Here is a 17,108-nt window from a genome sequence, read left to right as displayed (position 1 = left end):
ATGTTTGTCGTCGCATGACTATGAGACCTCGAAAATAGTGAGAATGGTAGGGGGATCAATCCCTTGTGGCCTACCTACAACAAACTCTGGTGTGAAGGGCGGGTGTTTCGCACCGGCGTTGTGTGCTGGCTACATGCGGCTGGGTAGCCTGCCGTGCTGGCTGCCTGGAGGCTGGCCCTGGGGCGGACTCGGCTTCGTCGTCGTTGATCGACGATGCTCGCCCGAGCCTCCTGCTCCGGGTGCCATGGCCTCGCGGTTTGCTCGCGGGGGCGTCCTCCCGGTAGGCTGCCCGTGCGTCCCGCAGCGGAGCTGTGGGAAGGCGATGGAGATGTCGCATAGTGGCCTAGTGCGCCTCCCTGCTAAGGAGGTTGGGGTGGAAGCCCCTCGGGAGTTCGAATCTCCCCATCTCCGCAAGAACGGAAGCCCCGGCACGCAGCAGCGTTGCCGGGGCTTCGTCGTCGGCCCAGTCGTGGTGGCTCCATGGCTGCCGTGGGAGCGGTGCCCGACTGATTCGCCTCATTTCGACCGAGTGGTCGACGCTCCTCAGGTCGAGGGCTACTGTGGTGGTGGACCATCGATCATGCTGGGAGTGAGCGGCCATGGCCAGCACGCACAACCGAAAGCAGTCGGCCGTCGGGTACGCGCTCATCGGCGGCTTCGTCCTCCTCTTCATCTTCCTCAACTGGGCGGGCCCCGGGAGGATCCTGTCGCTCGTGTCCGCGGTGACCGTCCTGATGACCCTGCTGTCCATCAGGACCCGGTCGCGAGCAGCTACGCTCGCCGCAGTCATCCTCATGGTGACCCTGCCGTTTGTTGCACTGCGGACGCATGCCGGCTCCGTCGTAGGCGCCACCGGCCCGCTGGTGATATTCGTCGGAGTCGCCTGCTGGAGGCGCTGGAAGCCTCGGAGTGGCCCGCGTTCCCGAGACGCCCACGAATCGGCTGTGGCGACCGCGCCCCGCTGAACCCCACCGACCACGCCCTGCGAGTCTGCCCCGCTCGGGGCGTTCGCCTCTGGCCGATCGGGGCGCCTGTGTGTCCTCTCGTGCCGATCCGGGATAGCGTGATGCTGTACCCGACTGAGAGGGAACTCATGTCTGACCACGACGCAACCCAGCCTCCGGCCTCCGGAACGCCCCGCCCCGGTGAGGGAGACGAGTTCAACGCCCGGACCGTCCTCATCAACCAGGAGATGCTCGACGCCGCACGCGCCGAGTCGCAGCAGGCCGCCGGGCAGGTGCCCGGTGCGGTACCCGGCGCCCAGGCACAGGCCGGATCGTGGCGCCCCGCGCAGCCCGACCTTCCCGCCGGGCCTCCCCCCGAGGAACAGACGCGCGCCTACCCCCTAGGCGCTGGAGCGGCCGCAGCGCAGCCGGCAGCTGCGCCGGCCGACCCCTATCGCCAGGCCAACCCCTATGCCCAGCAGGGTGGGACTGATCCGTTCGGGGTGCCGAGCCCGCAGCCCCAGTCCGGCCAGCCGGCTCGGTTCGGCCAGCCCGACCCGGCCGCAGGCGCCGGGGTCGGTGGAGCCGGGGCATCACCGTTCCAGTCCGGCCAGCCCGTCGCCCAGCCGGGAAGCCAGCCGACGCCGTACAACCAGCCTGCTCAGCCCGTTTGGGGTGCTCCTCAGGCCGACGGTGCCGCAGCCGCGTCGTCGCCCTTCGCCCAGTCGGCGCCCGGTACCCCCTCGGCGTCGGGCACCACCGCTGATCCTGCCGTTGGCGCGGCCCCCGGCGCCGCTGCGAGCCAGGAGACCCTGTACTGGCAGGACCAGCAGCCCCCCGTCCAGCCTGCTGCGCCACAGGACCAGCAGGCCTTCGCCCAGCAGCCGGCCCCGCACTCCCACCCCTTCAGCGGGGGGAGTCACAACGGGGACGTCGGCATGTCCTCGGTCTTCCCCACGGCGACGGCCCGTGCCGAGGCCGAGCAGGCTGCGGAGACCTTCGCTCCCGCAGCGGCGCAGCCGGTCGCCCAGTCCGCGCCGTCGTCGGCCCCCTCCGTCCAGTCGCAGGGCTCAGCCCCCCAGTGGGGCTCGGCCCCCTCCTCCGACGCCGCGGCCGGGCAGGCCCCCGCCTTCTCCGACATGGTTCCCCTCGCAGCGGGGGCGTCGTACGGACAATCGGCAGGCAGCGGCGCGCTGGCAGCGGCTCGGGGTGAGAGTGACGGCAGTGCCGACTCCGTCGGCAGCTGGCTGCTGACGATGCTCCTGATGACCATCCCCGTCGTTAACCTCGTCTACCTGCTGATGCTCGCCTTCGGCAGCGGTCACTCCATCTCGAAGAGGAACTGGGCCAGGGCCACCCTCATCTGGGCGGTCATCGCCGCTGTGCTGAGCATCCTGCTCATCGTCGTGCTCGGTGCGCTCGGTTGGCTGTTCAACACTTCTTCTTAGAGCGGGTGAGCGACCCGTCGCTCACAGCGTGAGCGCGGCCGCCACAGCGGCACTCACAGGGCCAGAGCCCCCGTCGTCGGCGGGAGCTGCGGCCCTGTGCCCATCCTCACGGGGCGCGGATTTGTCCCCTGGGTGGACGCTGAGTAGTGTTCTACCCGTCGGCAACGACAAGCGCCTGTAGCTCAACGGATAGAGCATCTGACTACGGATCAGAAGGTTGGGGGTTCGAATCCCTTCGGGCGCACCAACACCCCGCCCTCGGCTGAACAGTCGGAGCCGGGGTGTTTTCCAATTCTGCGGGTCCTTCGTGAGAGCTGCCCAGTAAATCGGCGGAAAAATGATCGCCCGGTCACGGCGAGGTCCGCGCACGTGACACAATGCCGGCGTGCGAGACATCACGAAGGACACCCGGCTGTGCATCTCCCTGTCGGCGCGGCCCACCAATATCGGCACCCGATTCCACAACTACCTCTACGAGCTCCTCGACCTGGACTTTGTCTACAAGGCCTTCACCACCACGGACATCACCGCGGCCATCGCCGGCGTGCGCGGCCTGGGCATCCGCGGCTGCTCAGTGTCCATGCCCTGGAAGGAGGACGTCATCGCCCTGGTCGATGAGATGACGCCCTCGGCCTCGGCCATCGCCTCGGTCAACACGATCGTCAACACCGACGGCCACCTGACCGCCTACAACACCGACTTCATCGCCATCCGCTCCCTGCTCGACACCCACGAGGTGCCCCGCTCCTCCTGCGCGGTCCTCGGCGCCGGCGGCATGGCCAAGGCCTGCGTGGCCGCACTGACCGACGCCGGTTTCGGTCCCGGTACCGTCGTCGCCCGCAACACCACCACCGGCCCGGCACTGGCCGAGCAGTACGGCTGGACCTGGGCGGCCTCGCCGGAGGACCTGGCGGGCGACGGCGTCGGGCTCCTGCTCAACGCCACCCCCGTGGGCATGGCCGGCGGCCCCGCCGAGAACGAGCTGCCCGCGAGCGAGGACCTCATCGCGGCCACCGGCACCGTGTTCGACGTCGTCGCCTTCCCCGCCGAGACGCCGCTCGTGCGCACCGCGCGAGCCGCCGACAAGAAGGTCATCACCGGGGCCGAGGTCATCGCACTGCAGGCCGCCGAGCAGTTCGCCCTCTACACCGGCGTGCGCCCCACGCCCGAGCAGGTCGCCGAGGCCTCCCGCGTCTCACGGGCCTGAGCGGTACGCGCCGGCCCGCTGAGAAGAACACCCCCGGCGGGCCGGCGCGGCCCGGGCTCAGGCGCTGGCGGCCTCGAAGGCCCGGGTCAGGTCCGCGATGAGGTCGTCGACGTGCTCGATGCCCACGCTCAGGCGCATGAGCCGGTCGGTCAGCCCGTAGGAGGCGCGCACCTCCACGGGCACGTCCGCGTGCGTCTGCACCGACGGGCAGGTCACCAGCGACTCCACCCCGCCCAGGGACTCGGCGAAGGTGAACACCCGCACCGATTCCAGGAAGCGCGCCACGTCCACCGACTCGGCCAGGTCGAAGCTCACCATGCCCGAGCGCCCCGGGTAGAGCACCCGCGTCACGTACGGGCTGGAGCGCAGGAACTCGGCGATCGCCGCGGCGTTGGCCTCGTGGCGCTCCATGCGCAGCGCCAGGGTCTTGAGCCCGCGCAGCAGCAGGAAGCAGTCGAAGGGGCCCAGCGTCGCCCCGGTCGTGTTGAGGCGGTAGTTCAGCTGCTCGGCCAGGACCTCGTCGGCCACCACCGCCACACCCGCCATGACGTCGTTGTGGCCGCCCAGGTACTTCGTGCCGGAGTGGACGACGACGTCGGCCCCCAGCTCCAGGGGCCGCTGCACCACCGGGGTGTAGAAGGTGTTGTCCACCACCAGCCGGGCCCCGGCGGCGCGGGCGAGCTCGGCCGCCTGAGGGATCGAGATCTCCTCCATCATCGGGTTCGTCGGCGTCTCGATGACCACCAGGTCCGCCGGGGTGGCCAGGGCCTCGCGCAGGCCCGCGATCCCCAGGACGAAGTCGACGTCGGCCGCCCCCTCCTCGGCCAGGACCTCCAGGAAGCGGAAGGTGCCGCCGTACAGGTCGCGCAGCGCCACGATCCGACTGCCGTGCGGCGCCAGCGTGCGGGTCACCAGCTCCAGGGCCGCCATCCCCGAGGACAGGGCGAAGGCTGCCGACCCGCCCTCCAGGCGGGCCAGGGCGTCCTGGAGGACGTCTCGGGTGGGGCTGGCCGTGCGCGTGTAGTCGTAGCCCGTCGACTCGCCCAGACCCGGGTGGCCGTAGGCCGTTGACAGGTGGATCGGCGTCGTGATCGCGCCCGTGGCCGGGTCCGTCCCCGTGCCCGAGCGCACCAGCAGCGTCTCAAGGTGGACCTGCGGGGCCGGGTCCGACGACGTCGGATGGTGGTGGACGGGGAAGGTGCGGGCGGCCGGCGGCTCGGGACAGGCGGGACGATCGGTGGAGCGGGGCTCGGACTGGCTGGCGGACGGGCTGGTCATGGGCGGTGTCTCCTCGGAGGCGGGGGAGTGGCAGGAAGGAATGATGGCTGACGACCGGTTCGGGCGCGGGCACTGACCGCTGGCTGGACCCGGCGGGCCGGGTGGTCCGGCCGGCCGGCGGGAGTTCTCAGGCGGACAGGGCGACGCGGCCGCGGCGGGAGGCCTCGGCGGCGCGGGCGGTCACGGCGGTGACGGCGGCCTCGAGCCGGTCCAGGGCGGCGTCGAGCGTGGCGCGGGGGCAGGCGACGTTGATGCGGGTGAATCCCTCGCCGCCGGCGCCGAAGATCCGGCCGTCATCGAGCCAGAGCCCGGCCTCGTGCAGCATGACGTCGTCGAGCTCGCCCGATTCGAGCCCGGCGGCCTTGAGGAAGCCCGAGCAGTCCAGCCACAGCAGGTAGGTACCCTCGCAGGGCGTCGCCTCGATCCCCGCGATCCGCTCCAGGCGCGCCTCGACGTGGGCCCGGGCGGCGGCGATGTGCTCGCGCAGCACGTCCAACCAGGCCTCGCCGCCCTCGTAGGCTGCCCGGCAGGCCGTCAGGCCCAGGACATTGGGCTGGGAGTAGCCGGTGGCGGCGAGCTCGCGACGGAAGGCCCCGCGCAGGCGCTCATCGGCGATGAGGATGTTGGCGACCTGCAGGCCCGCCAGGTTGAAGGACTTTGACGGCGAGGTGCAGGTGATCGTGCGGGCCGCGGTCTCGTCACTCAGGGAGGCGAAGGGCGTCGTCGCGAAGCCCGGCAGGGCCAGGTCGGCGTGGATCTCATCGGCCACGACGACAACGCCGTGGCGGGCCGCCACCTCGTCCAGGGCGGCGAGCTCGTCCCGGCTCCACACCCGGCCGACCGGGTTGTGCGGGTTGCACAGGAGCAGCAGGCGCGAGCCGGTCGCCTCGATTGTGGCCTCCAGGGCGGCCAGGTCGCGGCGGTAGACGCCATCGGCGTCACGGACCAGCGGGACGGCGGCCACGGTGCGACCGCCTGCCTCGACCACCTCGCGGAAGGGATAGTAGACGGGCTCCTCGATGAGGACCGCCTCGCCCGGCGCGGTCAGGGCGCGCACGGCCAGGGCCAGGGCCGGGACGACGCCGGGAGTCACGGTGTTCCAGCCGGCCTCCACCCGCCAGCCGTAGCGGCGGGAGAACCAGCCGGTCAGGGCCGCGTTGTAGGCGTCGTCGGGCTCGGAGTAGCCGAAGATGCCGTGGCGGGTGCGCCACAGCAGGGCGCTGGTGACGGCCGGGGCGGTGGCGTGGTCCATGTCCGCCACCCACAGGGGCAGAACATCCTCGGGGCGGCCGCGCTCGGCGGCGAAGTCCCACTTGAGGCTGGCCGTGCCGCGGCGGTCGGGGACGGCGTCGAAGGCGGAGGCGTCGACGGCGGGCGCGGTGGAGAAGGCGGAGCGCCCCGCCGAGGTGAAGGCGGCAGCGGGGGAGGAGATGGCCGGTGTGGCGGAGGAGCTGCCGACGGCGGGTGTCCGGGTCGGCGTCGGCGCGAGCCTCGGGCGGGCGGGACAGGGGGCGTCCGTGGAGTCGGTGGGCGCGGCTGTTCGGCCGGAGGCGCTGGTGCTGCTGACGGGGGTGAGGTGGGCGTGCATGGCTGGGGTCCTCTCGGGTCCCCGGGGCGTGGCGACGTGAGGCGTCGGTACAGCAGGACAGAAGGCCGACGTGCTGAGTCGGCACGGCGCTCCGGGGCGGCCGGCGCGCTGGGCCGGCCGAGGTGGCTGGGTGCTTCAGGGATGAACACGGGGCCGGGGCCTCGCGGAGTGCGACGAGCCGGCATGATGCGGCTCGGACTCTCGCCGTTACATGTCAGACAGCGACGGCTGGCGCTGTCAGCGCATGCACATTCGACCCTCGCCAAGGGTGCGCACCATCATCGTGCGGGCCTGGGGCAGAGGAGTCATCATGGCAGTGAGCATAGCGGGAGCACCGCGGCTGGCGCCACCTCGCTGAGCCGCGTCGTGATCTCGTCCGGGTTGGGAGCAGTCTCGATCGGGAGTTCTCCCCATATTTTCTACTGGTTAATAACGATAGTGTGGGCGGTGGTCGTGCCGTCTTGGCAGGTTCACGGACACTGCCGCAGCCATCACTCAGTGGAGGCGGTCCGGGGGAGGGGTTCCCCTCCTTCGCCACCACCGACGCAGCAAGGAGCTGTACATCCCATGACTCAGAAACCTGACCACGCGATGAGCCCGGATATGTCCCGCCCTCTGGCCCGTCGAGCGATCAATCGACGCAGCATGCTCAAGGGAGTGGGCGGGGCCGCCGCTCTCGCCGCCGTGGGCTCCGGCGTGTCCCTGGCCGGCGCCGCCCCCGCCCAAGCCGCAGGACTGAACGTCGTCGAGCACGGAGACGGCGGTCGCATGCAGTACTACCGGTTCTCCACACCGTCCATCGGCTGGAACCCAGCCGTCAACGTGCTGCTGCCCGATGGCTACACGGCCTCACGCCGCTACCCGGTGCTCTACCTGCTCCATGGAGGAGGTGGTGACAATGACTTCAGGATCTTCGACAAGCTGGGCATCCGGGACGTGACCGTGGGCCGCGAGCTCATTGTCGTCATGCCCGACGGAGGGCTCGCCAGCTGGTACTCCAACCTGGTGAGCTCCAATGTGGGGCCGCGCAACTGGGAGACCTTCCACATCGATGAGCTGATCCCCTGGGTGGACTCCACCTTCAGCACCATCGCGGAGTTCTCCGGGCGCGCCGTCTCCGGCTTCTCCATGGGAGGCTTCGGGGCCCTGAAGTACACGGCCAAGTACTACGGCCACTTCGCCTCCGTCTCCTGCCACTCGGGACCCGCGGACCTGCGTGGGAAGGAAGGCTCCGTGGTCACTCACTGGGCGAACGCGAGCTCCGCCGCGGTCGAGCTCGGGGGCGGCATGGTATACGGAGCCCCGTGGGACGAGGCCCGCGTGAGTGCCGACAACCCCATGGAGCACATCGAGAGCTACCAGGGCAAGCGCATCTTCCTCGTCTGCGGAACGGAAACCCTCGACCCGAATGAGGTCGTTGTCCTGCCGACCCAGAGGACCTTCGGCGGGGCGCTGGAGGCGGCCGGTATTCCTCACGAGCGTTTCGAGGACTCGGGTGGTCACATCGTGCGCCGTGATCGGCTCCAGCAGGACGTCGACGGCGTCATCGCTCACCTGACCAAGGCGGGCTGAGCGCCTTCCCGTGGTTCTGTGGGCCTTTCGGGGGCCACGGCACGCAGTCGCCGGTGCTGGTTCAAGGTCTCGGCGTCGAGAACCGCGACATCAGTGGTTCTCGACGCCGAGGGGCTTGGCCAGGAGCCGATAGGTTCTTGGCTGCTCCGCTTTACCAGCCCGGCCCTGGTCAGCCGGCTCGGCGCAGGCGCAGGGAGTTGGTGACGACGATGACGCTGGAGGCGGCCATGGCGGCCCCGGCGATCATCGGGTTGAGCAGCCCGGCGGCCGCCAGCGGGATCGCGGCCACGTTGTAGGCGAAGGCCCAGAACAGGTTCTGACGGATGATCCGCAGCGTCGCCCGCGACACCCGCACCGCCGCCACCGCGGCGTCCAGGTCCGTGCGCACCAGGGTGATGTCGGCGGCCTCGATGGCCACGTCCGCACCCGAGCCCATCGCGAGGCCCAGCCCCTGGGTCCCCGCCTGGGCCAGGGCGGCGGCGTCATTGACGCCGTCGCCCACCATGCCGACCACCGCGCCCTCGTCCTGGAGCGCGGCGACGACGTCGCGCTTGTCGGCGGGCAGCACCTCGGCCCGCACGTCGGCGGCGTCGATCCCCACCTGAGCCGCCACGTGCTCGGCGGCCCGGACGTTGTCACCGGTCAGCAGCACCGGACGGATCCCCAGCTCGCGCAGCGCCGCCACCGCCGCCCGCGAGGAGGGACGCACCGTGTCACGCACGACGAGGACCGCCGCCGCCCGCAACGATGCGGCGCTCGCGCCCGCGCCGGAACCATCGGGGGAGCCGGGACGGTCAGCGCCCTCGCCGGCGGCACCGGCGGCATCGGCGACGCTGGCCGCTGCGCTGTCGGCCGCCTCGACCGCCACGACGACGGCGGTCGCCCCGGAGTCCTGGGCCTCCTCCACGGCGGCGCTGAGAGTTTCAGGAACCTCCACGCCCATCTCATCGGCCAGCCAGCCCGGCCGTCCCACGGCCACCCGGCGGCCCTCCACGGTTCCCGACACGCCCCGGCCCTCGTGGTTGGAGAAGCCGGCAGGCGCCGGCAGGGCGCCCAGGCGCTCGCGGGCGGCCGTCGTGATCGCCGCGGCCACCGGGTGCTCCGAGGCCGACTCGACGGCGCCCGCCAGGCGCAGCGCCTCGTCCCCGAGCGGGGACAGGCCCGTGGCCGCCTCCGAGGTCGCCGCCGACGCCGGGGAGCCCTGCTCCAGCCGCTCCGGGGACGGGCCGTGAGCCCCGGGGACCTCGCGGCAGGCCTCGACGTCCAGGCTCATGCGCCCCTGGGTCACCGTGCCGGTCTTGTCCATGACCATCGTGTCCAGCGCCCGCGTCGACTCCAGCACCTCGGGGCCCTTGATGACCACGCCCAGCTGGGCGGCCCGGCCCGAGCCGACGAGCAGCGCCGTCGGCGTGGCCAGCCCCAGCGCGCAGGGGCAGGCGATGACGAGCACCGCCACCGCCGCGGTGAAGGCCGCCTGCGGGCTGTTGCCGGTGAGCAGCCAGCCCGCCAGCGTCGCGGCCGACAGCGCCAGGACGATCGGCACGAACACCCCCGAGACCCGGTCCGCCAGGCGCTGGATGGGGGCCTTGCCGGCCTGCGCGGCCGTCACCATCTGCCCGATGCGGGCCAGCGTCGTCCCCTCGCCCACGGCCGTGGCCCGCACGAGCAGCACGCCGGAGGTGTTGACGGTCGCCCCGGTGACGGCCTGACCGGCCTCGACCTCGGTGGGCACGGACTCGCCGGTGAGCAGCGAGGCATCCACGGCCGAGCGGCCCTCAATGACGACGCCGTCGGTGGCCACCTTCTCGCCCGGCCGCACGAGGAACAGGTCGCCGGCCGCCAGGTCGTCGATGCCGATGCGCTCCTCGGTGCGGACCGCGTCAGCCCGCGGCGAGCCGTCCTCGTCCAGGACGTCGACGGCGTCGCGGCTGCCCGACGGCGAGGTGAGAACCACCCGGGTCACCTCCTTGGCGCCCAGCTCGAGCAGGGCGCGCAGGGCGTCCCCGGAGCGGTACTTGGCGCGCGCCTCCGCGTAGCGGCCCGCCAGGAGGAAGGTGGTCACCCACGCGGCCGACTCGAAGTACATGTGGGCGGCGTGCCCCTGCGAGCGCGGCAGCAGCTCCATGCTCATCCGCATGCCGATGTGCCCGGCGCCGCCCAGGGTGAGCGCCCACAGGCTCCAGCCGGTCGCCGCGATGACCCCCAGGGAGACCAGCGTGTCCATGGTGAAGGCGCCGTGGCGCAGCGCCTGGAAGGCCGCCTTGTGGAAGGGCCACGCCCCCCAGGTCGCCACCGGCAGCGCCATGACCGCCACCGTCCACTGCCAGCCGGGCAGCTGGAGCGCCGGCACCATGGAGATCGCCATGATCGGCACCGACAGGATGAGGCTGAAGATGAGCCGCCGGCGCAGGTCCGCGGCCCGCTCCACGTGCGAGGCGCCCAGGGCGGGCCGGGGAGGCGCCGTCTCAGCTGCCGTCACAGGGGCCGGAGCAGTCCCGGCCGGGGTCGTGGAGGAGGGCGTGGCGGCGTCGGCCGGGTTGCCGGCGGGCGCCGACGGCGGTGCAGCCGACACCGTCGTGCGGCCGCCGGCGTTCCCGTCCTCGCCTCCGACGCCGTCGGATCCGGTGGGCCGGGCGGGCTCGGCCGCCGCTGACGACGCCGGTGCGACCGGCTCCTCCTTCACCGGCTCGATCGGTGAGTCGGAGCCCAGCAGGGCGCCGGAGTACCCGGCGCGGGCGACAGCGGCGAGGAGGTCGTCGACGCTCACCGTGCTCGGGGCGGTGACGCGGGCCGACTCGGTGGCGAGGTTGACCGAGGCGGTCACGCCGTCGAGCTTGCCCAGCTTCTTCTCCACCCGGGCCACGCAGCTGGCGCAGGTCATGCCCCCGATGGAGAGGTTGACGGTGCGCAGCTGCTCGTCCTGCTCCTGGCTGGTCGCTGTACTCATGTGAGTCTCCGTGTGAGTGTTCTTATCTGCTGCTGCCCGACGGCGCCTTGCCGGGAACCGCGGGATGCGGGCGTCAGTGGCGGGTCGGTGGCGGGTCAGTGGTGGTTCACTGACCCGCTCACTGGCCGCTTACCGGTCGGTCGCTGTCCAGCGACCCCAGAGGTCGGCGTCGAAGTTGAGACGGCCGGGCCTGTCCGACTGCCACTCGTTGTTGTCAGTGGTGACGGTGGTGTAGCCGGTTGGCTTGACGCCGGTGGCGCCGCCTCCCCGCCCCACCTTGTAACCGCGCAGGCTCAGGCCCTTGACGGTGCCGTCGGTGCTGCCGAAGCGGACCTGCCGGCCCTCCTTGTCGGTCAGTGGTTGGAGCTGGCTCTGCGTGCGGTCGATGCTCTGCCCGTTCCAGCCGTCAATCGTGAGCCCGTCGATGGTGATGTTCTCCGTGTTGGACAGCGCGTATACGCGGATCGCGCAGTTGACGCTGCCCTCGACATGGGTATTCGTGAAGGTCAGGTTGCTGACCGTCCGAGACGGATCAGCGGTATTCGTCGCGCCGGTGTCCTGCCAGCTCCGGGCCGAGTTGAAGACGCAGGAGTTGTGGGCGACGTCGCGGGAGAACATCCGGCTGTGAATGATCTCCGTGCCGGTCACGGTGACGTCGTTGACGTCCCTCGGAGTCCACCCCCACTGGAACACCGGGCCGTTCTGCCCCTTCCACACGACGTTGTTACTGAGGTCCACCGCGGAGTGGTAGAGCTTGAAGACGTCGTCGTTGGCGTGGAAGAAGGAGTTCTTCAGGGTGGACCGGCCCGCACCGGGGTTGGAGTACACCTCCAGGCCGTCGGTCTGCCAGTACCAGGCGCCCACCTGCTGGTAGTTGCTCACGTCCATGGCGAAGGTGCTCTCGTCCCCGTAGACCACGAAGGAGTGGAACGGAGGCTCCTTGATGGTGATCCCCTGCAGGGTGAGGTGCTGAGCCTTTCCGGATGCCGAGCTCAGGCGCAACGGCTTGGCGCAGTCCGCGTGGCAGTCGGCCTTGACCTTCTTCTCCGCGTCCCGGTACTCGGGGTGGTTCTGGTTCTGGAAGGAGGTGAAGCCGCCCAGCGTGTCCGCCTCGTAGACGTACTCCTCGCCGGACAGGACGCCGTAACCCGTCACCTGGTACTCGGCGGCCCCGTTGTCGGCGAAGTGGAAACCGCCTTTGACGAAGGCACCCGGCGCCAGATAGATCCGACTGATGTTGCTGGGAAGCTCGGGCAGGCTCGCCTCTCCCATGGAGTAGACGCCCGGGCCGAAGTAGAGGGTGCTCTTCGAGGTGTCCGCACCGGCAGTCGTGTTGAGGCCGCTGATGTCTCCCGGCGTCACGCTCAGGACATCGGAGGCGCCGGCGTCGGGAACCGTGCCCTTGGGCGCCGGGGGCTGGACGAACAGGAGCATCGCGTTGCGCGGCTCGGACTCCAGGAACGTCCTTGAGGTCGACTCCTCGCCGAGCAGGCCGTCCTTGTCGGTGTACGTGCTCACCGTCTGGGAGGGGAACTCCACCGAGAGGCGGTAGCCGTCCGCGGAGTAGGGGACCCGGATCCTCGCGGTGCGGCCGTTATCCTCGATGGCCTCGACCTTGACGTTCGTGGCCGCCGTGGAGGTGGGGCGCACCGTGATCTCACTCGGGTCCTTGACCGCCGCCCCGTTCAGGAGCGTCACGTAGACGAGGACCTCCTTGTCGTACTCGAAGGTCGACCAGGACATGGCCGCCTTCGTCTGCGCGGCGTAGTCGGCGCCGTCCTCGGCCGTGTATCCGCTCTTGTCCTGACCGTTGCGCGGGACGCTCAGGTAGGTGAAGGAGTCCTGCGTCTGGTCGGGCGCGGTGGCCGGGGCCACGCGCACCGAGTAGAACGGGGACTGGCGCACCTCGTCGCGGGCCACGGCGCCTTCCGTCGCCGTGCTGGCCTTGTCGTGGGTCCAGGTATGGATGCCGTCGTGCTCGCCGGCGGGCAGATGGGCCGCCGGCGCCTGGATGACCGTGGCGGGCGGGTCGGCAGCGGGGCTCGCGGAGGAGCTGGGCGCGGCCTGCGCCGTTGTCAGGGCCGGGATGACCGGGGCGACGACGAGCGCCGCCGCTGCGAGCAGCCGTTGGGGATGGGATATCGGCATGATCTTCTCCAGTGCGATCTTCAGGGACGTAATCCGATACCGATCCCGTTGGGCGCCACCGAGTCCCCCGACCGACGACGTCGCCCCGGCGGCCCACCGGTCTCCGGTACCGCTGAAAGCCGGAGGATCCCGGCGCTCAGGCCGAACAGGTTAGCCAGCGCTCTCGCCTGAGAACGGCGCGATACCAGTGGATGAACGTCTTCCAGGTCACGGACGGGTCGTCCGGGACGGCGTCGGCGACACCGCCTCCGCTTAGTTCCGGTCAGCCGATGAGGGTCTGATCGGGCATGGGATTCAACAGAAGGTGAAATGGTCCGGCTGGCCGGTCGTTCGGGACGATGCCACCGGGTGACCGCCTGTTGAGAATCCGGGATGTCCGTTGGCTGAGACGCCTCCGAGGCCTCCCGACCCCTGACGATCGCTGACGACCCCTGACGATCGCTGAGCGACTCGGCTCAGCCCTCGCGGACGTCGCGCTCGATGGCGTCGAGCGTGTAGTCCCCGGCCTCGTCAATGGCCTCGGCCAGGGCCGCGTCCTCGAGGCGGACGTCGGAGAGCACGGTGACGGTGGACTGCCCGCCCTTGTTGAGCAGGACGGAGACGTTCTTGACGCCGTCGAGGGCCTCGAGCTCCTCGGTGACGTGGGCGACGCAGTGGCCGCAGGTGAGTCCGGAGACCTTGAGGGTGGTGGTGCGGTCGACGCCGTCGGCGGTGAACTCGGTCATCTCTATAACTCCTTGGGAGGCGTGCGAGGAAAGCGGATGGAACGGAACGGGAAGAACGGGAAGGAGGCGGCCCGGCCGGGTGGCCGAACCGGGGCGGTCAGGACCGGACGAGCCGGGCGATGGCGTCGGAGGCCTCGCGGATCTTGACCATGCCCTCCTCGTCGCCGGCCTGGGCGGCGTGCAGGACGCAGTGGCTCATGTGATCCTCCAGCAGGCCGAGGCTGACGGCCTGAAGAGCCTTGGTGGCGGCGGAGATCTGCGTGAGGACATCGATGCAGTAGGTGTCCTCCTCGACCATGCGGGAGATGCCCCGCACCTGCCCCTCGATGCGGCGCAGGCGCTTGAGGTAGTCCTCCTTGGTCCCGGTGTATCCGGCCATCTCTCCCCCGTCTCTCTTTCTCGTTCGACGTCGAACATACCCCTAGGGGGTAGGTGGGTCAAGTACCCCCTAGGGGTATAGCGGTCTCTCGCTGGCACGGCACGGACCGCTCTGCACGAGGTCCGGGTCCTACTGGGCAAGGTGTGGGGGTACTCCACGTGGGTCGGACTCCCGTGCAGTGCGCCCAACCCCTGGCCAGTAGAACCCCGGCCCCGTGGAGTAGCCTCGTCAGCAGGAACGCGGGCGAGAACCGAGAACGTGGAGCTGGGTCCCGAAGACCGTTCCCCTCGCATCACGGTGCGACCCCGTACCTCGCGGATGGACGCGATCGAATGGGCGCCGAGCGGGCTCTCGCGCTACGGCGGCCCGCAGCCGACCGTGCCGCCCGGACCTCCCGCCTCCCCCTACGGGGCGGGGCGGTACGGTGCTCCGCCCCGGCCGGACCTCAGCGATCGAGTCCCGTTCCTCGGGCCTCCGAGGGACTGGGGCTTGAGCTCGGGCTCGGATTGCTCGGGGCGCTGGGCGCGCTGGATGCCGGGATCGTGAAGGGGCTGTTGGAGGCGTACCCGTGCTTGAACGCCCACACCACGATCTCCAGGCGCGACGTCGTGCCCGTCTTGTGGAACAGGCCGGTGATGTGCGACTTGACCGTCGCCTCGGCAATGGCCAGCAGCGAGGAGATCTTGCGGTTCGAGGCGCCCTCGCACAGGAGGTGGAGCACGTCGCGCTCCCGCTCCGAGAGGTGCACGCTCCCGTCCGCGCCGCGAACGGAGGCCAGGGCGTAGTCGATGAGACGCGTCGTCGGCGTTGGGGCCACGACCTTCGCCCCGGAGTGGACCGTGCGCACCGCCGCGATGATCTCCTCGGCCGGGGCGCTCTTGAGCAGGAAGCCGCTGGCACCCGCCCCCAGCCCCTGGAGGAGGTCCTCGTCGGTGTCGACGGTCGTCAGCAGGATGACCCGGGTCGACGGCGAGACGCGAAGCACCTCCCTGGTCATCTCCGCGCCGTCCATGTTCTCCATGTGGACATCGGTGATGAGGACATCGACCTGATGCGACTGAAGAAACCGCAGAACCGCGCGGGGTGAGCGGGTTGCTGTGAGGACAACGAGGTCCTCGACGTCTGAGAAATAGGACTCCAGATGGGCCAGGGCCATCGCGTCGTCGTCGACCAGAGCGAGGCCGACACGATCGGGAGAAATCTGGGAAGACATGTGTCTCCTTGGGCAGATCTGTGCAGGCCGCGGTGGTGGGGGTCGCGGTCTGCTGGGAACAGTGAACAAACTACCTGAAGAAAGCCGTTCACCGTGTAAACGTCTCCGAGACGCGCCCCGACGAAAGGACAGGTAGAACTATCCAAACAGCTGAATAGGCAGTAGATCAAAGGGCGATGTGAAGGCCTCGCGGCTTCGGGCAGGCTCTTCGCCAACGGCACTTCCCCCAAGTGTGCCTCCTCTGTCGTTCCCAGGAAGGAGGGTCCGTGTACCGCTCTGCGCTCATAGAGGGTGTGGCGCCATCGCTGGCTCGCGCTGCGTTCCTCGAGTCGCCCTTCGGCCTGGTTTCCCGTTCCACCGAGCTGCCCCAAGCGGCCGGAGAGCCGGTCTTCGCGATCTGGACCGGTCTTCTGGGTGATCCATCTGAGGCGCTGAGGTCACAGCGCAGCTGGAATCACCGTGCCGAGACGGGCAACTTCGACGGGGCCGGCGGGGCCATCGACGCCGATCGCGCCAGACACATCGCGATCGTGGAGACGATGGAACGCTACTCCAGCTGCTCATGGACGGAGGAGGAGCTGGTGTGGGACACCCCCGCCGGTCTCGGCGAGGCCGCGATCGGACCGGAGCACTGGCCGGCGTGCTCGGCCACCGAGCTGGCCGACCCCGACTGCGGGCTCATCGCCTCGGACCCCCGCGTCCCGATGCGATGGGTGCGCGGCTGGTCCCTGACCCGGGGCCGGGAGGTCTTCGTCCCGGCCGTCCTGGTCTACCTCAACTTCCCGGTACGCACCCCCTCCGAGCAGTTCGTCAACCCCATCTCCACCGGCACGGCCGCGCACTCCGACCTGCGCGAGGCGGTCCTGGGCGGGCTGCTCGAGGTCATCGAGCGCGACTCCATCGCCCTGACCTGGCTGCAGCGCCTGCGCCTGCCCGCGGTCGCCGTCGACCCCGACGCCCTGGACGAGGCGGCCGCCGAGTACCACCGGGTCGGCACCTCCACCGAGCTGAGGACCCACCTGTTCGACGCCACCACCGACTACGGCGTCCCCACCCTCTACGCCGTCCAGACCTCCCAGGTCGACCCCGAGCTGGCCCAGGTGGTGGCCGCCACCTGCGACATCGACCCGCAGCGGGCGCTGGCCAAGATCTACCGGGAGCTCGCCTCCCTGCGCATCGCCCTGCGCAGCCACGCCCGCGGCCCGCGTGCCCAGGAGATCAAGGGTCAGGACCTCACCGTGGTCGGCGGAGCCCTGGCCGACGCCGACCTGTCCATGCGCCACATCTTCGACTTCCTCCTGGAGGGGGAGCGGCCCGTCCACGGCCTGAACGAGATCGGCACCCTGGGGGCGCCGTCGGCCGGCACCGACACCGCCGACCCACTCGCGCAGGTCGTCTCCAACCTGGAGCGGGCCGGCGCCGAGGCGATCGTCGTCGACATCACCACCGACGAGGCCCGCCAGGTCGGCATGCACGTCATCAAGGCCCTCATCCCGCAGGCCATGCCCCTGTCCTTCAGCCACCACGCCCGTTACCTGGCCACCCCCCGCCTCTACGAGGCCCCCCGGGCCATGGGCCTGACCGTCCACGACGAGGCCGGGATCAACCCCGTCCGCCAGCCCTTCGCCTGAGTCATGTCACCGCTGTCCACCACGCTGC

12 protein-coding genes and 2 tRNA genes are annotated in these 17,108 nt (G+C 70.5%); 7 read left to right on the top strand and 7 right to left on the bottom strand.

Annotation, left to right across the window (positions count from 1 at the left end; translation table 11 throughout):
- Positions 1–324 precede the first annotated feature (324 nt).
- From EL340_RS10930 to EL340_RS10910, 5 genes are all read left to right on the top strand, one after another.
- Positions 325–411, top strand: a tRNA-Ser gene (locus EL340_RS10930).
- Between the two features lie 188 nt (positions 412–599).
- Positions 600–965 carry a hypothetical protein gene (locus EL340_RS10925; protein ID WP_232023030.1) on the top strand — a complete coding sequence of 122 codons (366 nt, stop codon included), beginning with the start codon at positions 600–602 and terminating at the stop codon, positions 963–965.
- A 128-nt stretch (positions 966–1,093) separates the two neighbouring features.
- Positions 1,094–2,392: a hypothetical protein gene (locus EL340_RS15140; RefSeq protein WP_232023029.1), complete on the top strand. Its 1,299-nt coding sequence runs from the start codon at positions 1,094–1,096 to the stop codon at positions 2,390–2,392.
- A 171-nt stretch (positions 2,393–2,563) separates the two neighbouring features.
- Positions 2,564–2,639: transfer RNA gene (locus EL340_RS10915), tRNA-Arg, on the top strand.
- 138 nt (positions 2,640–2,777) lie between these two features.
- Positions 2,778–3,599, top strand: a complete 822-nt coding sequence (locus EL340_RS10910) for a shikimate 5-dehydrogenase (RefSeq protein WP_126414586.1) — start codon at positions 2,778–2,780, stop codon at positions 3,597–3,599.
- 57 nt (positions 3,600–3,656) lie between these two features.
- Here EL340_RS10910 and EL340_RS10905 read toward each other — a convergent pair whose 3' ends face one another.
- Both EL340_RS10905 and EL340_RS10900 read right to left on the bottom strand, forming a co-directional pair.
- Positions 3,657–4,877, bottom strand: coding sequence for a PLP-dependent transferase (locus EL340_RS10905; protein ID WP_126414585.1), 1,221 nt, complete (start codon positions 4,875–4,877; stop codon positions 3,657–3,659).
- A 127-nt stretch (positions 4,878–5,004) separates the two neighbouring features.
- Entirely contained in the window at positions 5,005–6,465 is a 1,461-nt protein-coding gene (locus EL340_RS10900; protein ID WP_126414584.1) for a MalY/PatB family protein, read from the bottom strand.
- Between the two features lie 567 nt (positions 6,466–7,032).
- On the opposite strand from EL340_RS10900, the gene EL340_RS10895 reads away from it, so the two are divergent.
- The gene (locus tag EL340_RS10895) at positions 7,033–8,037 is read left to right on the top strand and encodes an alpha/beta hydrolase (RefSeq protein ID WP_232023028.1); all 1,005 of its coding nucleotides are present in this window, start codon (positions 7,033–7,035) and stop codon (positions 8,035–8,037) included.
- Positions 8,038–8,206: 169 nt separating this feature from the next.
- On the opposite strand, the gene EL340_RS10890 is transcribed toward EL340_RS10895, so the two are convergent.
- From EL340_RS10890 to EL340_RS10870, 5 genes are all read right to left on the bottom strand, one after another.
- Positions 8,207–10,984 carry a heavy metal translocating P-type ATPase gene (locus EL340_RS10890; protein WP_126414583.1) on the bottom strand — a complete coding sequence of 926 codons (2,778 nt, stop codon included), beginning with the start codon at positions 10,982–10,984 and terminating at the stop codon, positions 8,207–8,209.
- A gap of 129 nt (positions 10,985–11,113) precedes the next feature.
- Positions 11,114–13,132: a family 49 glycosyl hydrolase gene (locus EL340_RS10885; protein ID WP_126414582.1), complete on the bottom strand. Its 2,019-nt coding sequence runs from the start codon at positions 13,130–13,132 to the stop codon at positions 11,114–11,116.
- A gap of 455 nt (positions 13,133–13,587) precedes the next feature.
- Positions 13,588–13,857, bottom strand: a complete 270-nt coding sequence (locus EL340_RS10880) for a heavy-metal-associated domain-containing protein (RefSeq protein ID WP_126414581.1) — start codon at positions 13,855–13,857, stop codon at positions 13,588–13,590.
- A 97-nt stretch (positions 13,858–13,954) separates the two neighbouring features.
- On the bottom strand, positions 13,955–14,236 hold the full coding sequence (locus EL340_RS10875) for a metal-sensitive transcriptional regulator (RefSeq protein WP_009405316.1): 282 nt from the start codon (positions 14,234–14,236) through the stop codon (positions 13,955–13,957).
- A 445-nt stretch (positions 14,237–14,681) separates the two neighbouring features.
- On the bottom strand, positions 14,682–15,449 hold the full coding sequence (locus EL340_RS10870; RefSeq protein ID WP_126414580.1) for a response regulator transcription factor: 768 nt from the start codon (positions 15,447–15,449) through the stop codon (positions 14,682–14,684).
- A gap of 266 nt (positions 15,450–15,715) precedes the next feature.
- Between EL340_RS10870 and EL340_RS10865 the strand changes: the two genes are divergently transcribed.
- Complete coding sequence (locus tag EL340_RS10865; protein WP_126414579.1) at positions 15,716–17,080, top strand: YcaO-like family protein; 1,365 nt, start codon at positions 15,716–15,718, stop codon at positions 17,078–17,080.
- Positions 17,081–17,108 lie beyond the last annotated feature (28 nt).

The organism is Actinomyces viscosus (assembly GCF_900637975.1).
GTDB lineage: Bacteria > Actinomycetota > Actinomycetes > Actinomycetales > Actinomycetaceae > Actinomyces > Actinomyces viscosus.
The sequence above is the reverse complement of the archived record's forward strand: the minus strand, read 5'-3'. Positions and strand labels throughout refer to the sequence as shown.